General features: G+C 38.9%; 13 protein-coding genes, 1 tRNA gene and 2 riboswitches. Of the genes, 4 read left to right on the top strand and 10 right to left on the bottom strand.

The window, feature by feature from the left end:
* Positions 1 to 6 precede the first annotated feature (6 nt).
* A riboswitch (Lysine riboswitch) is annotated at positions 7 to 198 on the bottom strand.
* Positions 199 to 269: 71 nt separating this feature from the next.
* The 7 genes from GAVG_RS02860 to eno all read right to left on the bottom strand — a co-directional run bounded on the left by GAVG_RS02860 (position 270) and on the right by eno (position 7,639).
* A complete protein-coding gene (locus GAVG_RS02860) occupies positions 270 to 1,025 on the bottom strand; it encodes a trimeric intracellular cation channel family protein (protein WP_004111813.1) in 756 nt (251 codons plus the stop codon).
* Positions 1,026 to 1,206: 181 nt separating this feature from the next.
* On the bottom strand, positions 1,207 to 2,376 hold the full coding sequence (locus tag GAVG_RS02855) for a branched-chain amino acid aminotransferase (protein WP_004111815.1): 1,170 nt from the start codon (positions 2,374 to 2,376) through the stop codon (positions 1,207 to 1,209).
* A gap of 211 nt (positions 2,377 to 2,587) precedes the next feature.
* Positions 2,588 to 2,671, bottom strand: a tRNA-Leu gene (locus tag GAVG_RS02850).
* 41 nt (positions 2,672 to 2,712) lie between these two features.
* Positions 2,713 to 4,341: a DUF501 domain-containing protein gene (locus GAVG_RS02845; RefSeq protein WP_004117978.1), complete on the bottom strand. Its 1,629-nt coding sequence runs from the start codon at positions 4,339 to 4,341 to the stop codon at positions 2,713 to 2,715.
* Between the two features lie 60 nt (positions 4,342 to 4,401).
* The gene (locus tag GAVG_RS02840) at positions 4,402 to 5,022 is read right to left on the bottom strand and encodes an FtsB family cell division protein (RefSeq protein ID WP_004115258.1); all 621 of its coding nucleotides are present in this window, start codon (positions 5,020 to 5,022) and stop codon (positions 4,402 to 4,404) included.
* Positions 5,023 to 5,207: 185 nt separating this feature from the next.
* Positions 5,208 to 6,122 (bottom strand): L-lactate dehydrogenase, encoded by a 915-nt coding sequence (locus GAVG_RS02835; protein ID WP_009994092.1) that lies wholly within the window; start codon positions 6,120 to 6,122, stop codon positions 5,208 to 5,210.
* Positions 6,123 to 6,343: 221 nt separating this feature from the next.
* Positions 6,344 to 7,639, bottom strand: a complete 1,296-nt coding sequence (gene eno / locus GAVG_RS02830) for a phosphopyruvate hydratase (protein ID WP_004111823.1) — start codon at positions 7,637 to 7,639, stop codon at positions 6,344 to 6,346.
* Between the two features lie 148 nt (positions 7,640 to 7,787).
* Positions 7,788 to 7,890, top strand: a riboswitch (TPP riboswitch).
* Between eno and GAVG_RS02825 the strand changes: the two genes are divergently transcribed.
* From GAVG_RS02825 to GAVG_RS02815, 3 genes are all read left to right on the top strand, one after another.
* A complete protein-coding gene (locus tag GAVG_RS02825; RefSeq protein ID WP_004138162.1) occupies positions 7,881 to 8,678 on the top strand; it encodes an ABC transporter permease in 798 nt (265 codons plus the stop codon). (Overlaps the previous riboswitch by 10 nt.)
* A 187-nt stretch (positions 8,679 to 8,865) precedes the next feature.
* Positions 8,866 to 9,870 (top strand): ABC transporter substrate-binding protein, encoded by a 1,005-nt coding sequence (locus GAVG_RS02820; protein WP_004111826.1) that lies wholly within the window; start codon positions 8,866 to 8,868, stop codon positions 9,868 to 9,870.
* Positions 9,871 to 9,928: 58 nt separating this feature from the next.
* On the top strand, positions 9,929 to 10,669 hold the full coding sequence (locus GAVG_RS02815) for an ABC transporter ATP-binding protein (RefSeq protein ID WP_004111829.1): 741 nt from the start codon (positions 9,929 to 9,931) through the stop codon (positions 10,667 to 10,669).
* Between the two features lie 33 nt (positions 10,670 to 10,702).
* On the opposite strand, the gene mfd is transcribed toward GAVG_RS02815, so the two are convergent.
* The 3 genes from mfd to GAVG_RS02800 all read right to left on the bottom strand — a co-directional run bounded on the left by mfd (position 10,703) and on the right by GAVG_RS02800 (position 16,111).
* Complete coding sequence (gene mfd / locus GAVG_RS02810; protein WP_009994014.1) at positions 10,703 to 14,305, bottom strand: transcription-repair coupling factor; 3,603 nt, start codon at positions 14,303 to 14,305, stop codon at positions 10,703 to 10,705.
* Positions 14,295 to 14,894, bottom strand: a complete 600-nt coding sequence (pth, locus tag GAVG_RS02805; protein ID WP_004111835.1) for an aminoacyl-tRNA hydrolase — start codon at positions 14,892 to 14,894, stop codon at positions 14,295 to 14,297. Before pth ends, mfd begins: the two co-directional genes overlap by 11 nt.
* Positions 14,895 to 15,058: 164 nt before the next feature.
* Entirely contained in the window at positions 15,059 to 16,111 is a 1,053-nt protein-coding gene (locus tag GAVG_RS02800; protein ID WP_004111836.1) for an ABC transporter substrate-binding protein, read from the bottom strand.
* Between the two features lie 314 nt (positions 16,112 to 16,425).
* On the opposite strand from GAVG_RS02800, the gene GAVG_RS02795 reads away from it, so the two are divergent.
* Complete coding sequence (locus GAVG_RS02795) at positions 16,426 to 17,217, top strand: ABC transporter permease (RefSeq protein ID WP_004111838.1); 792 nt, start codon at positions 16,426 to 16,428, stop codon at positions 17,215 to 17,217.
* Positions 17,218 to 17,234 lie beyond the last annotated feature (17 nt).

Raw genomic sequence — 17,234 nt, 5'->3', positions numbered from 1 at the left:
AGTATGCATGTCGATAGCACTCCGCAGCAAATTGCCAAAATTGCTGCGACAGTCCTTGGCTTATTAAGCCAAGTCCCAGCTTGTAAGCTAGAAAGAATAACCTACAAACTTCGGCGCTCTCCCCTTTTGCAAATCACTTAACGCCTCTTTCTGGCTAATGATTGCTACTCTTGTTGAGCGCGACCTCTGGTCGATGTGTTTCATTATTGAGATAGGCAAAGACAAACTCTAGACACTAACCGATATTTATTCAGATTAGACTATATTTTCTATTTATTTTGATTATTTTTTTCTGTATTTTTTATGGCTTTATCGGAAATTTTACGACTATATGCATTATGTCTGCGATATTTACTTATTTTTATTGGCGATTTGCGGTTCATTGCACCAAAAAGCGTTAAATCAAACTTTACAGACATTAATCGCATCGCAACTACTAGCACAACAATAAGAGTATCTAAAATCATCTCTGTAATAACGTCAAAACATCCTGCACGTTGTGCTTTTACAACAAATACCGTCAAAACACACCCAACTGCAGCAGGAAGCGCATACCAATGCTTATCTCGAACAATTACAGGAACTTGATTCAAAACCATATCTCGAATTAATCCACCACCAAGAGCTGTAGCCATGCCTAAAAACACAGACGCCATTCCAGACATGTGAAAATCCAAGCCTTTAGCGGTACCATTTACAGCAAAAAGCCCCAATGCTAAAGCGTCAAGAGTTAACATAAGCCATTTCCACTCATCAATTTCTAGATGAGCGAAAGCAACAATAACACCCGAAGCAAGACCAGTAAAAACAAATCCCCTATCTGCAATTCCAACTGGCGGCAAAGCTCCAAGCAGAACGTCTCTAACAATTCCGCCACCCAATGCTGTAAGCCATGACGTTGTGATTATTGCAAAGATATCATAATTCTTGCGAATAGCCCACATTCCGCCAACCATTCCGCAGCAACCCATAGCAATGTATTCAACAACAAGGAAGAAAATGTTATCTCCTAAAGCCCCTTCCACAATATTTCCTTTCCAAGGTTAGTTAAACACTTAAAAAACAAAATCCGCCTAATAAGCCTATAACCAATTAAGCATACAATTAGCGCGCCACCTTTTATAAGATATAAAAAATGACGCGCCAAATACTAAAAACTCTAACGGATTTAAAACGACTTTTAAATAGCTCTTAAACAGCTTTTAACTAGTCGCACACCTTCCACATCCAGTTGTGAGTATCTTCAACATCTCCAAGCTGAATACCAAGCAATTCATCACGCAAAGCCTGAGTCAACTCACCAACTCCACCATCAGCAACCTTAAGATCGAAGTCATCTGACTTAAAGCGACCAATAGGCGTAATAATCGCAGCAGTTCCGCAGGCAAAGACTTCAGTGACCTCACCAGAGCGAATATCGTCAAGCAATCCCTGAAGTGGAATCATAGTTTCAACAACCTTGTGACCCGCTTCTTCTGCAAGCTGAATAATAGAACGACGTGTAACACCTGGAAGAATGCTACCAGTAAGAGATGGAGTTTCCAAATGACCATCCTTGTGCAAAACAAACACGTTCATTCCACCAAGCTCTTCCAAATAGGTCTTAGTTGCTGCATCAACGAAGCAAACCTGTTCGCAACCGTGTTCAATACCCTTGTATTCACCGAGCAAGGAAGCCGCATAATTTCCACCACACTTAGCAAAACCAGTACCACCAGGGCCAGTGCGGAACCACTGATCTTCAACCCAAATACTAACTGGCTTCAAGCCACCTTTAAAATATGGTCCTGACGGAGAAGCAATAACACAATATTCAACCTCATGAGCTTCTCGCACACCTAGGAACGGCTCTGAAGCAAACATGAACGGACGCATATAAAGAGTATATTCGCGTCGGCTTGGAACCCACTCTTTATCTCGCTTAACTAAGGCTGCAACAGATCCAATAAAATCGTCGATAGAAAGATCTGGCAAATACAAACGCTTCGCAGAATTCTGGAATCGTGCCGCATTAATATCTGGACGGAAAAGCCAGATGGATCCATCAGTTCGCTTGTATGCTTTTAAACCTTCAAAGCATTCTTGGGCATAATGCAACACAGAAGCACCTGGATCCATTTTTAATGGCCCATAAGGCTCAACACGTCTATCCGACCAGCCTTCTCCCTTGGTCCAAGACATATGGACCATATTGTCGGAGAAAATCTGACCAAAAGCAGGCTTATCAATCAGCTCTGCTCGCTTTGCATCCGAAACAGGATTATCGTTAGGCAAAACAGTAAAATTGCCAGCCAGTTTGTTCAACAGATCAGAATCACTATGATCGTAAGAATCATAGGCATTTTTAAAGTCTGGAGCAACCTCTAAATCAGCCATTATGTCTCTTTTCCTAATTTGCGATATTACTTGTATTTTTATTATTGCTTTTATTGCAATTAATGGTATAGATTAGTACGATTCTCGATTAACGCAAGACTGTAAACAGATATTTTTATAGAAAAAAGACTAATTAAACCAAAAATCTTACGAATTGCAACAAAAAATTAACATTAAATACGTAAAAAATAAACTCGCAGCGTAACATTTGTGCCTCTGGTGGGACTCGAACCCACAAGCCCGTAAGGGCGTCAGATTTTAAGTCTGATGCGTATGCCAATTCCGCCACGGAGGCAACAGACAATTATTATGCCATATAATACAATTAAAAACAACTCAGCGTGTGGCGAGAATTCTACGACCCAAATCTAACGTGATTCCATCTAGTAAACCATGCTCACTAGCAACAAAAGTATCTAGAACTCCACCATGGTCTTCATATGCAGCTTTTGCAAGTCGTTCAAGCACACGACTCAACACAACTGCACCTCCACCAACAACATCAATCCTTCCAGGATGAATAGTGGTATAAGTACGCCTACGTTCTCTTGTCATATGCAAGAACCTGTCATTAACTGTATATGCCTGATCCAACGCGATTTTTACTCCATCAACAGCCTTATGGTCATAATGCTTTAATCCAATAGCAAGGGCTGCCATAGTTGTAACAGTGCCAGAAACACCAATAATCGTGCGAGCTTTACCAGCGTTAACATGCTTAAAAGCTTCATCTATATTCTTGTCAATATCTTTTATAGCACAAGAAATTTCTTCTTCTGTTGGAGGGTCTGTATGCAAATGCCTCTCAGTCATTCTAACGGAACCAATATTCATTGAATACGCGGAATCCACTTTATCTTCCGCAATATTCACGCCGTCTCCACCAAGAACAATCTCAGTAGACCCACCACCTAAATCTACAACAACATAAGGGGCTTGCAAATCTTTTCTAGAAACAACACTTGTTGCTCCCAAAAAGCTCAAAGCAGCTTCTTCTGTTCCACTAATAACTTCAGGGCGTACGCCAAGCTCATCAAACATCATCTGTTCAAAAATGTCTCTATTTAGCGCATCCCTAGTTGCAGATGTTGCTACAAAACGAATAGCATCTATTTTGTGTTCGCTAAGCACTTTTGCAAATTCTTTGGCAGCAGATTTAACTCTCTGCAAAGCATCTTCAGCAAACATATGCGTTTCGTCAATTCCCTGACCAAGCCTTACAACTCTAAGCATTCTAGGAACAACATCGCGCATACCATTAGCATTAACTTTTGCAATTTTTAATCTAATCGAATTCGTGCCACAGTCAATTGCTGCTACGCAAACCGATTTATTAGTTCCAACGATTGTATTGGTGTTAAAAGATTTTGTATTTAATAATTTCTCAGTTTCAATTTCATTAGCATCATCACTCCAAGGAGTAGTGCACTTACAAACATTAGGGTCAAATTCATTTTTTACCTTGCTTAACACCATATCGCCAATAGGATTCACACCTTTGCCCATTACAAGACTTTGCGCAAGCAAGGCATGCAAACACTTAACACGAACAGGCATACCCCCAGCACTCATATCTTTAATATGCTCTTCACTATCTTCTAATCGAATAGCTAATTCGTGACGAAACTCTAAATAGTATTTATGTGCCTGCTCATATTTTTTAGCAACATCATTGTCATTATTCAATAAATTGTTGCATTCCTTCATAAAACCTTGTGCTTCAAGATGCGAAGCTGCTTTAACCGCTTCTGGACTTGTTAAGTAGCATGTAGTTGGAAAAGGAGTTCCATCTTCTAAGCATGGTCTTGTAATAACAGCAAGAGGACGTCCACAAGCGCATCTAGCTCCAACTGCAACCATGCCCCTAGGGAATCTTCCCAATTGACGTTTAACAATGTCTTTATCTGCATCACTTGCAGGGTTTTCCAACAAACTATCCACTAAGGATTGTATATTCAAATCCATGTTTTTAACTCCCCTATGCATTTGCATGATTTTAAAATAAAGTACTTTAATATTTTCTTACTACTGTCTACTTGTATTACTCTGTTTCTTATCTGTAGATTTTGACGATTTATTTTTCTGATGCTCATTTTGCTGGCGACTTTTATCCATTTTATTATGCTTAGAAGTCTTATCTTTATTAGAATCGTTAACGTCATCGTTTTGAGATTTCATACTCATATCATCTGGCTTATCTGCTTTATGAAGAGAATAGAACAAATCACTATACCAAGGAAGAGCTTTTCTTTCTTCATACTGTGATTCATCTTTATTAAATGATTTTGGCACAACTCCTGTAACAGCTTCTGGGTGTTCAACTCTAACAGCCTGCTCTCCAGGGAATATGAATCCTAGCCTATCCCTAGCTTGTGCAGTAACATACGCTTTATCTTTCCAACGATCAATATTATTATCCAACTCCTGTTTTTTGTCTTTTAGAGCAGACTCATCTCTTTGCAAAGCGTGTAATTCAGCCAAGCTTAACGCATAATTTCGAATTGTTGAAACAAATTCTATAGAACAAAGAAACGCCACTACTATCATAAAAACAAATACGAACGAACCAGAAAACAGCCTTTTTTTCTTTGGCTGATTTGATTCATCAACTGTACTTGTTGCCGTGCGGCGATTTCTCAAAACCATACTTCTAAGTTACTTTAAATATTCGACGTGTAAATACACCTTATATTTACTTTTAGCCTAAAAAATCATTATTACACAATATGAACAAAATACACGCCAAAATACAAAAATTGTGACCAGCTATCCATATATAGGAGCTGGTCACAAAATCATACTCAAAATTCTTTTAAAACTTAGATTCCCAACTATTCCATTTGAGCCTTGCTCAAAATCGTATCTGCAGAATGCTGCAACTTTTGCAACTCTTCTTCAGTCAAATCAAGCTTGCACTGCTCAATAATGCCATCTCGACCAACAATCGCTGGATAAGAAAGATAAGAATGATATTCTTCACGATAATTGGATACAGGCATCTGTTCTCTAGAATCCGTCATTACAGCATTCACTAAACGAACAGCTGCTGCAGCAATACCGTAGTTGGTATATTTCTTTCCATAGAACACAGTGAAACCGCCTTCGCGAGTTTCATCATCAACAGCATCCAAGTCAATGTTCTTTTCCTCAGCAGGATCAGTAATTGGCTGCTCTAACACTTTTACCGTAGACCATGCAACGAACTGTGAATCGCCGTGCTCACCTAAACTATAACCCTTAACTGCCTTAGGATGAACTCCGAAGAACTTTCCTACAGCACGATGCAAACGGGCAGAATCAAGAAGAGTGCCAGTACCAATAACTCTTTCGTATGGAAGCCCAGTAGCTTCCTTGTAGAGCTGGCAAATAGCATCACAAGGATTAGTGATATCTATCAAAACGCCATGGAATCCAGAAGCTTTAATTTTTGCACCAACTTCTGCAACCTCTTTACGGTTATACTTAAGCTCCGCAAAACGATCTGGATGAGGAACATCCAAAAGTTTTATATGACCCAAGGCGCTTACGATTACTTCTACGTCTTTTAATGCTTCATAATCATTTACTGTAATATTAACGTTAAAAGGCACATTATCCATTGAATCTTCAAAATCAAGAGCATCAGCCTTAACTTTTGCTTCATTTGAATCATAAAGATACAAATCGTCAACGTGACCACCAATAATGAGCTGATGGGCTACTGCAGCACCAACATTACCCATGCCTATAACAGCGACTTTTCTCATATGAAACATCTCCTTCTGTTTTTAGTTTTTCATAAAAATAGCACTATTCTGGAGATAATGAAAGTAATTTTAGAAAAATTTTTTTAAAATTTTAAGAAATCATTGAAAATATACAAAAACGGCCAGCCGCATTTTATTGCGACTGACCAAAAATAAACTTCAGCTCAAAGCTTAAAAAGCTTAAACAAGTCTTATGAAGAACTTATAAAAGCCCTAGTATATTACTTCATATACTTCTTGCAAGCCTTGAATGCGCTGTAACCAGCATACTGAGCGGTAGAGCCAAGCTCTTCCTCAATCTCAAGCAAGCGGTTGTACTTAGCGATACGCTCACCACGAGCAGGAGCACCAGTCTTAATCTGACCAGTGTTCTTAGCAACAGCAAGATCAGAAATGGTTGTATCTGGGGTTTCACCAGAGCGGTGGGAAACCATAGAAGTAAAGCCATTCTTGGTTGCAAGCTCAATAGCGTCGAGGGTTTCGGTAACGGAACCAATCTGGTTCAACTTTACGAGCAAGGAATTAGCTGCTCCAAGCTCAATACCCTTAGCCAAACGCTTTGGATTGGTGACGAGCAAGTCATCGCCAACGAACTGCAAACGATCACCAAGACGCTTGGTGATTGCTGCCCAATCATCCCAGCCTTCTTCCTGGAATGGATCTTCGATGGAAACGATTGGATACTCGTTGATGAGCTTCTCGTAATAATCAAGCATGTAAGCAGATTCGCGCTCTTCGCCGTCGAAACGATACTTGCCAGTTTCCTTGTTGTAGAACTCAGAAGAAGCAACATCGAGGGAAATACCAATCTGCTTTCCTGGCTCGTAACCTGCAGCTTCGATTGCATCCATGATGTACTTCAAGGAATCTTCGTTGGACTTCATCTTTGGAGCGAAGCCACCTTCGTCACCAAGACCAGTAGCCAAGCCTTCCTTCTTCAAAACGTTCTTTAAGGTGTGATAAACCTCAACACCAGCGCGCAAAGCATCGCTGTAAGTTGCGAAACCGTATGGAGAAATCATGTATTCCTGAATATCAGTTGCAAAATCAGCGTGAGCGCCACCGTTCATGATGTTCATGTTTGGAACTGGAAGAATATGTCCGTTAGTTCCGCCGATGTAACGATACAATGGAAGCTCTGCAGATTCAGCAGCTGCATAAAGAGCAGCAAGAGAAACGCCAAGAATAGCATTTGCGCCAAGCTTACCCTTGTTTGGAGTGCCATCAAGCTCAATCATGGTTTCATCAAGAGCACGCTGGTCAGAGGCATCCATGCCAATAACCTTTGGAGCAATTACTTCATTAACAGCCTTAACTGCTTCCAAAGTACCCTTGCCCTGATAACGGGACTTGTCGCCATCACGACGCTCCCAAGCCTCAGCCTCACCAGTCGAAGCACCAGAAGGCACTAAGCCAATACCCTGAGCGCCATCTTCGGTCTCCAAATAAACCTGAACGGTAGGATTTCCACGAGAATCCAAAATTTCGCGTGCATATACGCTTTCAATAGCTGCCACAACTACTCCTTATTCATTTTGTTGGTTGTGTAACATATTCAAGATTAATGCGTTTTATGGACGTTATTTCGTAGCGTAAGTCGTTAAAGATACAAGCCTATATAATCTAAGCGTTTCGCGATTTGTCCATGCCTTTATACGATAATAACAAACTGACACGGGGTGCAATTATTTAATTGTAATTGCTGAGATTATACCCGTCGAACCTGATATAGCTAAAACTATCGAAGGGAATGTCGTTATGAATAACCTTTTTAGCGCGATTGCAAAACTGCATCATAAAGCTTTTATTTCTTTAAAAGCTTGGCTTTCTACTATAGCGATTCTTTTTTTATGGTTTTTAATAACCTTAACTCCTGCCGAAAATCGCGCTTTGCCATCTCCAATCGAGGTAATAAAAGCATTTGTTGACTTAAACAACGAAGGAATATTACTACCGTCTCTTGCAATAAGCATATTTAGAGTTGTAGCTGGTCTTCTTTTAGGAATTGCTTTTGCTTTGCCATCTGGAATCATTTCTGGCGGAAGCAAAATAGGAGAATCAGTAATAAATAAACCAAGTCATATGCTCAGATCCATCCCATTCCCAGCATTAGCACCTTTATTGATCATTTTTCTCGGTGTGGACGAAATGATGAAAATAATGCTTATAGCGCTTGGTGTTTTTGGACCAATGTATGTCAATATTCGAGATGGAGTAAGGAACATTGACCCTAAACTAATAGAACTTGCAAAGGCTTATAACGTTAAAAAATCGACTGTTTTTACAACAATTTTTATGCGAGGAACACTAGCTAATTTTATGACAGGATTGCGATTTTCAATTTCCGTAGCATGGGTTGCTTTAGTTACTTGTGAAACAGTTAATTCTTCAATAGGAATCGGATATATTCTTTCTAGAGCTCAACAATTCTTTAGACCAGATCAAATGATGGCATGCATTATTTTATATGCGATTGCAGGACTTGGATCAGAAGTTACTGCAAACATATTCGAATATTGGCTTATGCCAGAACGTAGAGTAAATAGAGAATCTTAACAAAGAGTTGATTTTAGAAATTCACGTAAATAAAGAATTTATAAAATCCTCTGTGAATTTTAGAGATACTTTTAACGATACTTTTAAAAATAAGTCAATTTTTATAAAAATTTAATCAACAAAATTTAATCAACAACCAAATAAACCAAATAAGAAAAACACAAAATAAAGGTAAAGGAGCCAAATCATGGCTAATTTCAAAATACAAATTGCTAGCAAACGCTCTATTGCAGCAATATGCGCTTTTTGCGCAACTATCGCTCTTGCATCTTGCGGCGGAGCTCAAAAACCTGCAAATAACTCCCAATCTTCTAGCAAAGATACGGGAATAATGAGGGTTGCTTATCTTTCTACAGCAAACTATTTAACAACGTTAAAAAATGAAAAATTCCTTCAGGAAGAATTTGGAAAAGCAAAAGTCACCTATACTGGACCATACACTCCAGTTGATGGTCTTACCGCAGTTATGAGCGGAAGCGCTGATGCAACAACTACTGGAACTGGACGATTTATTGATTTGATTGCAGAAGGTCAACCTTGGGTTGCATTTGCGCTCGAATATTACAATGGTGATTCTCAAGGAATCGTTGCATCCGCAAAAAGCGGCGCAAAAACACTAAAAGACTTATATGGAAAGAAAGTTGCTATTATTCACAACGGTGATACTGGCGATTACATGCTTCACCGCGCATTCGATAAAAGCGGATTAGACGTTTCTAAAGTGCATAAAGTAGAGATGAGCCCTAAGAACTTCCAGGCAGCATTTACATCTGGACAGATTGATGCAATTTCCTCATTCGATCAGAATCTTGCTGCAGCGATGACAACCCCTGGGTCAAAATTACTTGTTAACGCTAAAAAGTATGGCAACATGAATGTTACCATTCACATTGTTTCTAGAAAATTTGCTAAGAAGCATCCTGAGCTCGTTAAAAAAATGTATAATGCTCTTGTTCGCGAAGCTAATAAGTCACATAAAGAAAAGAATGTTATCGGGAATGCTTATAAGCAACTTGGAGCAAGCGACACAATCATTAAGCAGATTGAAAAATTCGATAATCCAACAATTAAGCCAATCGATAAGAAAGGCTTAGAAATGATGAAGGTTCAGGCAAAAGAATACGTAAAATATGGTTTAATTAAGCAAGCTCCAACAAACTTGGATGATTCCGTAATGGATTGCAGCAAGTAACCTAAACCTTTAAAATACGCTAAATAATTTTCAAAATCAAAACACAGTAGGAGTTAATATGAACATTCAAAACAATGAAAATAATGCTAATAATGTCAACAATTCCTACTGTGTTTCTTTAACGCATATTGAAGTAGCATTTGACGACACTTATAAGGTTTTGAAAGATATTAATTTAAACATTAAGCAAGGCGAGTTTGTCTCACTTATTGGCAGATCAGGTTGCGGAAAAACAACGCTTCTTAAAGTAATATCTGGTTTATTAAAACCTACAAGCGGCAGTATAAACGTTACAGACATGCAGGCTATAGGATTCCAAGATGCAAGATTAATCCCATGGCTAAAAATTGGTGAAAACGTTGTTTTTGGTCTTTCAGACAGTAAAAACAATCTTAAAAAACTTGCAAATAATGCTCTTAGCAAAATGCAATTAGAAGAATACGCCAATAAATGGCCTTCTCAACTTTCTGGCGGTCAAGCTCAACGCGTCTCTTTAGCTAGAGCATTAGTAAGAAACCCAGAGCTATTGCTTTTAGACGAACCTTTCGGCGCATTAGATGCTTTAACAAGACTAGACATGCAAGATCTTCTAGCTAAGCTAAGAACACAAAACGGCTGGAGCACAATCATGGTTACTCACGATATTGCGGAAGCTGTAAGATTATCAGATCGTATTCTAATGCTTCAAAATGGCGTAATATCAAGGCAATGGAATATCGATAGGAGCAGTGTTGATTCGCAAGGAAGACCTACAAATCATGTTTCTATTGAAGATGATTTAAGACTTGCCTTAAAGTGACATGTCCACTATTTAAAATTCACCTATTAATTTTTACCAATCAATGTCTTCTAAAAGTTGCTTAGCCCATTCGACTATCTCTTTTTCACTCATAGACGATGAATCCCCTAAAACAGACGCAAAAGGAGATGGAAAAATCATTGTGTGGGTTACAGGCTTAAACTGTGCTCCCCTGTAGATCCTACTCAAACGCATCCAAACAGATTGAGCTGGATCTACGCCAATAACGCGCACAGTTTTACCTTGCATGCTTATTTGATTAATACCCATTTGTTTAGCTTTAAAACGTAATCTTGCAACATCAAATAATGTTTGTAAGGATTTAGGAGGATTTCCATATCTATCGCTTAACTCATTGAAAATCTCTTTTAAGTCTTCATCATTCTGAGCCTCAGCAAGCTTCCTATAAGCTTCCAAACGTAATTTATCTGAATCAATATAAGATACTGGAATTGAGGCTTCTATTGGCAAATCAATAGAAACAGATATGGACTCTTTATGATCTGGTTCCTTATATTTTTCAACAGCTTCAGATACCATCCGAACATATAAATCGAATCCGACTCCTTCAATATGCCCACTCTGAGCATCTCCAAGCAAATTGCCAGTTCCGCGCAATTCCAAATCCTTCATAGCAACATCAAAACCAGAGCCAAGAGCAGTATATTGAGCGATTGTTGCAAGCCTGTCGTGAGCCTGCTGAGTCATAGGCTTAGTAGGATCGTACAAAAAGTATGCGTATGCGCGCTCACGACCTCTGCCAACTCGCCCTCGTAATTGATGAAGCTGACTTAAACCGAATCTGTCAGCGTGATCTACAATAAGCGTATTTGCATTAGAAATATCTAATCCTGTTTCAATAATCGTAGTGCAAACAAGAACATCAATATCCCTATGCCAAAAATCACGAATAATAGTGTCAAGTTGCTTCTCGCCCATTTTTCCGTGTGCAATCGCCACTCGAGCATCTGGCACAAGTTTTTGAATATTAGAGGCAATTTTACTAATATCTTCTACGCGATTATGAACGTAAAATACTTGTCCTCCACGCAATAATTCACGTTTAACACAGGCTGCAACTTGTGCATCTTCATATGCTCCAACATAAGTCAAGACTGGTAGACGATCTTCTGGAGGCGTAGCAAGCGTAGACATTTCACGAATACCCGTAACAGCCATTTCAAGCGTTCTAGGAATAGGCGTTGCAGAAAGGCTAAGCACATCTACATTTGTTCGTAGAGCTTTCAAAGTCTCCTTGTGCTCAACACCAAAACGTTGTTCTTCGTCTATAATCACTAATCCTAAATCTTTAAATTTTATATTTGGATTTAAAAGTTTATGAGTTCCAACAACAACATCTACTTGCCCGGATTCTATTCCTTGCATTGTAGCGTCTATTTCTTTTGCACTCTGGAATCTGCTCATTGCGGCAACTGTTACAGGGAAGCCAGAAAAACGGTTAGTAAAAGTCTCGTAATGCTGCTGAACCAAAAGAGTGGTTGGCGCTAGAACAACTACTTGTTTACCGTCTTGAACAGCTTTAAATGCAGCTCGAACAGCAATTTCCGTTTTACCAAACCCAACATCTCCGCAAATCAACCTATCCATTGGAATTGGCTTCTGCATATCTTGTTTAACTTCGTCAATAGTAGTAAGCTGATCCGGCGTTTCTTGATACGGAAATGCATCTTCCAGCTCTTTTTGCCACGGAGTGTCAGAGCTGAAGGCAAAACCTTTAGTAGATGCTCTGGCTGAATATAATTTGATTAAATCCTCTGCAACTTCTTGAACATGCTTTCTAGCTTTTGCCTTTGTAGCAGCCCAATCTGATCCTCCAAGTTTGTTTAACTTTGGAATTTCAGCCCCAATATATTTGCTAACCAAGTCGAGTTGATCGGTTGGAATAAAAAGCTTGTCGGCAGGCGCATTACGTTTACTTGGCGCGTATTCAATTTCCAAGTATTCACGAGTAGCTTCTCCACTTGAGGTTTTTATATTTCGCTGCCTCATGCCTATAAATTTGCCGATTCCATGCTGATCGTGAACAACAAAATCGCCTGGTTTAAGATCTAGAAGGTCTATTGATTTTCGTCTTCTCCTAGGAGTTTTAAGCGCGCTTGCAGAAGATGTTTTTCCAGTCAAATCTCTTTCTGTAAGAATAGCGATTTTACTTTGTTCATCTATGAATCCGTCCACTATTTGCGATTGAATCGGTACAAAATCAAAAATTCCAGTTGATTGTATTGCGCGACTTAGTCTAGATAAGGTTCCATATGCGGATGCAATTATGTAAACTTTAAATCCGTTTGCTATAAGACCAGATATTCCACTAGAAATCTTTTCATTGTCTCCTCTAAATTCTTGAGGAGATTTAATGCTCAATTCTAGACGGCTATTTTTTACAATTTTATTTTCGCTAGATTCTTTAATATCTACGGTTGCTGGCGACTTATCAGATCCAAAACTCGTTAAATTTATTACCTGATGATTCTTATTTTCTAAGCTTGCTAAAGTTTCATCAAAATCAAGAAAACTCGCCTGATCGAATGTTATTGGAGCACCTGCTCCTCTACCAGATGCAGCTACATGCCAGCTTGCTGCCAAAAATTCATTAGCAGTTCTACTTAAATCTTGAGCTGCGCGCCTACATTTTTCTGGGTCAGAAATCAATATTATAGAATTTTTTGGAAGCAGATTTTCTACTGGTTCCATTTTGTCAACTAATGCTGGAAGCAACGACTCCATACCCTCTACTGGTATTGCATTCGATATGGATTCCAACATGTCGTCAGCATTTTGAATTTTACCAATCAAAGATTTTGCACGATTTTGAATATCTTTTGTAAGCTGTAATTCTCTACAAGCAGTAGCCCAAATACTATTAATATTCTCACCGTATGTGCGTTGATCAGATGCATGAAACTGCTTAATCGTGTCGATTTCGTCTCCAAAAAATTCGATTCTAACAGGATGATTCATCGTTGGAGAAAAAACATCTATTATTCCACCTCTAACTGCAAATTCTCCACGATTCATAACCAACTCAACGCGATTATATGAGTTTTCAACAAGACGTTTTACAGCAGAATCTATAGGAACTTCTTTACCACATTCAAAAACAAGAGGCTCCACGTCTGAAATATTTTCAACAACTGGCTGAATAATAGAACGAACTGGCATAACAAGCACACGAATTGGGCTAAACATTCTATTTTTGCCACTTTGAGGATGTTTTAATCTTCTAAAAACCGACATTCTACTTGCCACAGTGTCTGCTCTAGGAGAAAGACGCTCATGAGGAAGAGTCTCCCAAGCCTCGAGTTCGGCAATATCCTGAGGATCTCCATCATACCAATCGCGTATTGAAGAAACAGCGTCACTAGCATCTCTACCAGATGGAGTAATTAGTACAACAGGACTACTCTTTGATATTGCAGCTGCTATAGCAGGTCTAGAACCTAAAGGAGATGCTACAGTAAGCGGATTCGGAAAATCTAGCACGTTAGAAACTAAAGATTTAAACGCTTCATTTTTATCTAAAATATCTTTAAGTATATTTTCAAAAGAAACGTTAGAATTTATAAAATCTTTAGAATCTGACATATTGTTAGCAAAAAAATCAGATTTATTTGCCATTGAAATGCTCCTGAGTGGCGCTAAGCCCGCGGAAGATCACACTTTCTACTGCATCAGCACCATCTGCCAAAAAATTAGGAAGTTCAGATTTTTGCGCACCGGCAAAACCACCCAAAACCCAATTAACAGTATTATCATGCGCGTGCGCTCCGCGTTGAGCGTGCCCCACACCCATTCTCACACGAGCATATTGCGGAGTTCCAAGACTGCGATCAATAGAACGAATACCATTATGACCTCCAGCAGAACCGCCAGATTTTACTTTAATCCGACCAAAATCCAAATCCATATCGTCATGGATAATCACAATATGGTCAGTTTCAATCTGATAATACGAGCTTATTGACGAAACAGCAGCACCAGAATCGTTCATAAATGTGAGTGGCTTAGCGAGGAAAAACTTCGCCGATTTACCGTCTAAATTCATTACTCCCTTGCCTAATTTTGACAAACCCTTATGGTCGGAAAAAGATATTGACCAACGCTCACTTAACACGTCTGCAACCATAAAACCCATATTATGACGTGTACCTTCATACTTCGATCCAGGATTTCCAAGTCCTACAATCAGCCAAAAATCCGATGCCATAGCGCACACTCCAACTCATAAACTCAACAACGAAATGGGCGTACCGATTGAATACTACTTAAATACGTAGGCTCTCGATACGCCCTCATATACTGTGCACTATTCTACCAATAAGACGGTCATTGTTTAAATAATGCGGTTATTGTTTAAAACTTTCGCAAAAACTATTTTAAGAATTCGTCGGTGGATAATTCTTTAGCTTGAGGAGTTTTATGAGTTACCTTACCTTTTGCATCAGTGTAAGCTCCTCCTTGGCTTAAGAAGTTAAAGTAGTCTTGAGCACCTTTAACATCACTTGTACCAAACACAAACTTTCCACTTTTAATATCTGCGTGGTTTCCCCAATACTGACCATCGACGATCAGTTTCATGCTGCGTTTAACAAATTTTGGATTAAGATTTGCATCTTTAGCTTCTTTAACCAAAATGTCAGATGCTTCATCTGGGTGTGAATACGCGTATTCATACCCACGCTTTGCAGCTTTAACGAATGCGCGAACAAGCTTAGGATCACGTTTAATTGTTCGCTTATTAGTAATAATACCAATCGTATCTGGCTGACCAGGAACTCCATAATCTCTAGACCTAAAACAACGAAGCTTAGGACCGAACATATCTGCTTGGACACCTTCCCAAGTCGCATAAAACCCACCAAAATCTGCTTTTCCAGATTCAAGAGTACGGAAAGTTGAGGTTCCAACAGTAACTTTATCGAATTTACCCTTGCCGCCATCATGCTGAATCATTCTGTTAATTACAACATCACTTTCTGCAGCACCAAAAGACGCGTAAGTTTTTCCATCAAAATCTTTAGGAGAATGAATCTTATTGTTTTTAGCAAGAGCACACCAGATTGCACTTGGTTTTTGCTGCACTTGCATAACCTGCTCAAGATTAGCTCCCTTTGTAGAAGAATCAGCAACATTAGTTAATGTAGTAAGAGCAAAATCAGCTGCACCACTGTCTACAGCATGTTCAGAACCAGTTGGAGCAACAGCAAGCAAATCTACATCTAATCCTGCATCCTTAAACCAACCTTTATGCTTTGCAACATAGATACCAATATGATTCGTATCTGGTGCCCAAAAAAGCATAAAAGATACTTTACGAAGATTCGAATTTTGATTATTATCCTCAAATCCACATGCAGAAAGAGATAATACACAAAATGCAGAAAGAATAAACGCAAGACCACGCTTTAAAACACGCATATTCATGAGTTCCCTACTTTGTTTTTACTTACCATTTTCTGGGAAATGCAGCACAGACTTGGCAGAAAACGGTATCAAGGGCCTAGCCCGCGCCGTTCAATGCCCCCTATCAAGCTAAGAGTTTGACTAGGTTTGCCACACATTGACTCACGAAACATTTTGATTATGCACGATTCAATCGACAAATTAATAATCATGTTACAAACATAAGATTCTGATAGAATACACGTGCTATTCTTATTTCTGAATTTATGCGATTGGGGCAGCAGTCGCTATTTTTATGTCACTAGTTTAATATTCAAGAAAAGGATTGAAAATAAATGACGCAATCGCGTTTAAAGACTACGCTTGCAAAGTGTCTGCCAACTGTAATATCAATAGCAATTGTGCTGATTCTATGGCAATTTGCTTGCCAACACTATAAGATATCGCCAAATCTTATTCCTGCACCAACTTCTATTGCTCAAGACACAATTGAATCATTCCCTACTTTATTGCCTGCTGCACTAATAACAACTCAAGAAACAGTTATTGGCTTTGCACTAGCAATAATATGCGGAATTCTTCTGGGCGTATTTTTCCATGTTTCTAAGCTAGTTAAGTCTGCTTTATTCCCACTACTGTGCGCGGCTCAAACTATGCCTTTAATTTCTATTGCACCAATTTTCTTGATTTGGTTTGGATTTGAAATGTCTGGAAAAATAGTAATAGTAATGATTTTTAGTATGTTTCCTATTGCTGTTCAAACTGTTCGAGGATTAGACGCAGTTCCTAGTTTTTATACCGATGTTGCATTAACTTGTGGAGCTAATGCTACTTGGACTTTGTGGCATGTTAAGTTGCGCGTAGCGGCTAGGCAAATTTTCGGAGGAATTAAAATTAGCGCAGCATATGTTTTGGGAACAGCTGCTACAGCAGAATATTTAGGAGCTAGAAACGGCTTAGGTATTTGGCTTCAATCCGCATATAACTCTTTTAGAACTCCACTTATTTTTTCAGCAACTATAGCAATAATAATTCTTACAGCTCTTCTAATGCTTGTTATAAATACAGCTGAAAAACTTCTTCTAGGTCCTGTGGAAGACGATGAAGATCCAGATAATCAACTGTAAAACTGATATATAAAATT

It is taken from the genome of Gardnerella vaginalis ATCC 14018 = JCM 11026 (assembly GCF_001042655.1).
Taxonomy (GTDB): domain Bacteria; phylum Actinomycetota; class Actinomycetes; order Actinomycetales; family Bifidobacteriaceae; genus Bifidobacterium; species Bifidobacterium vaginale.
This window is presented reverse-complemented; position numbering and strand designations above follow the sequence as displayed.

Excerpts from the sequence above, each read along its gene's own strand:
- GAVG_RS02820 (WP_004111826.1), top strand. The coding sequence starts at position 8,866 with ATGGCTAATTTCAAAATACAAATTGCTAGCAAACGCTCTATTGCAGCA.
- GAVG_RS02795 (WP_004111838.1), top strand. The coding sequence starts at position 16,426 with ATGACGCAATCGCGTTTAAAGACTACGCTTGCAAAGTGTCTGCCAACT.
- GAVG_RS02800 (WP_004111836.1), bottom strand. The coding sequence starts at position 16,111 with ATGAATATGCGTGTTTTAAAGCGTGGTCTTGCGTTTATTCTTTCTGCA.
- GAVG_RS02825 (WP_004138162.1), top strand. The coding sequence starts at position 7,881 with ATGAATAACCTTTTTAGCGCGATTGCAAAACTGCATCATAAAGCTTTT.
- mfd (WP_009994014.1), bottom strand. The coding sequence starts at position 14,305 with ATGGCAAATAAATCTGATTTTTTTGCTAACAATATGTCAGATTCTAAA.
- GAVG_RS02835 (WP_009994092.1), bottom strand. The coding sequence starts at position 6,122 with ATGAGAAAAGTCGCTGTTATAGGCATGGGTAATGTTGGTGCTGCAGTA.
- pth (WP_004111835.1), bottom strand. The coding sequence starts at position 14,894 with ATGGCATCGGATTTTTGGCTGATTGTAGGACTTGGAAATCCTGGATCG.
- GAVG_RS02840 (WP_004115258.1), bottom strand. The coding sequence starts at position 5,022 with ATGGTTTTGAGAAATCGCCGCACGGCAACAAGTACAGTTGATGAATCA.
- GAVG_RS02845 (WP_004117978.1), bottom strand. The coding sequence starts at position 4,341 with ATGGATTTGAATATACAATCCTTAGTGGATAGTTTGTTGGAAAACCCT.
- GAVG_RS02815 (WP_004111829.1), top strand. The coding sequence starts at position 9,929 with ATGAACATTCAAAACAATGAAAATAATGCTAATAATGTCAACAATTCC.
- GAVG_RS02855 (WP_004111815.1), bottom strand. The coding sequence starts at position 2,376 with ATGGCTGATTTAGAGGTTGCTCCAGACTTTAAAAATGCCTATGATTCT.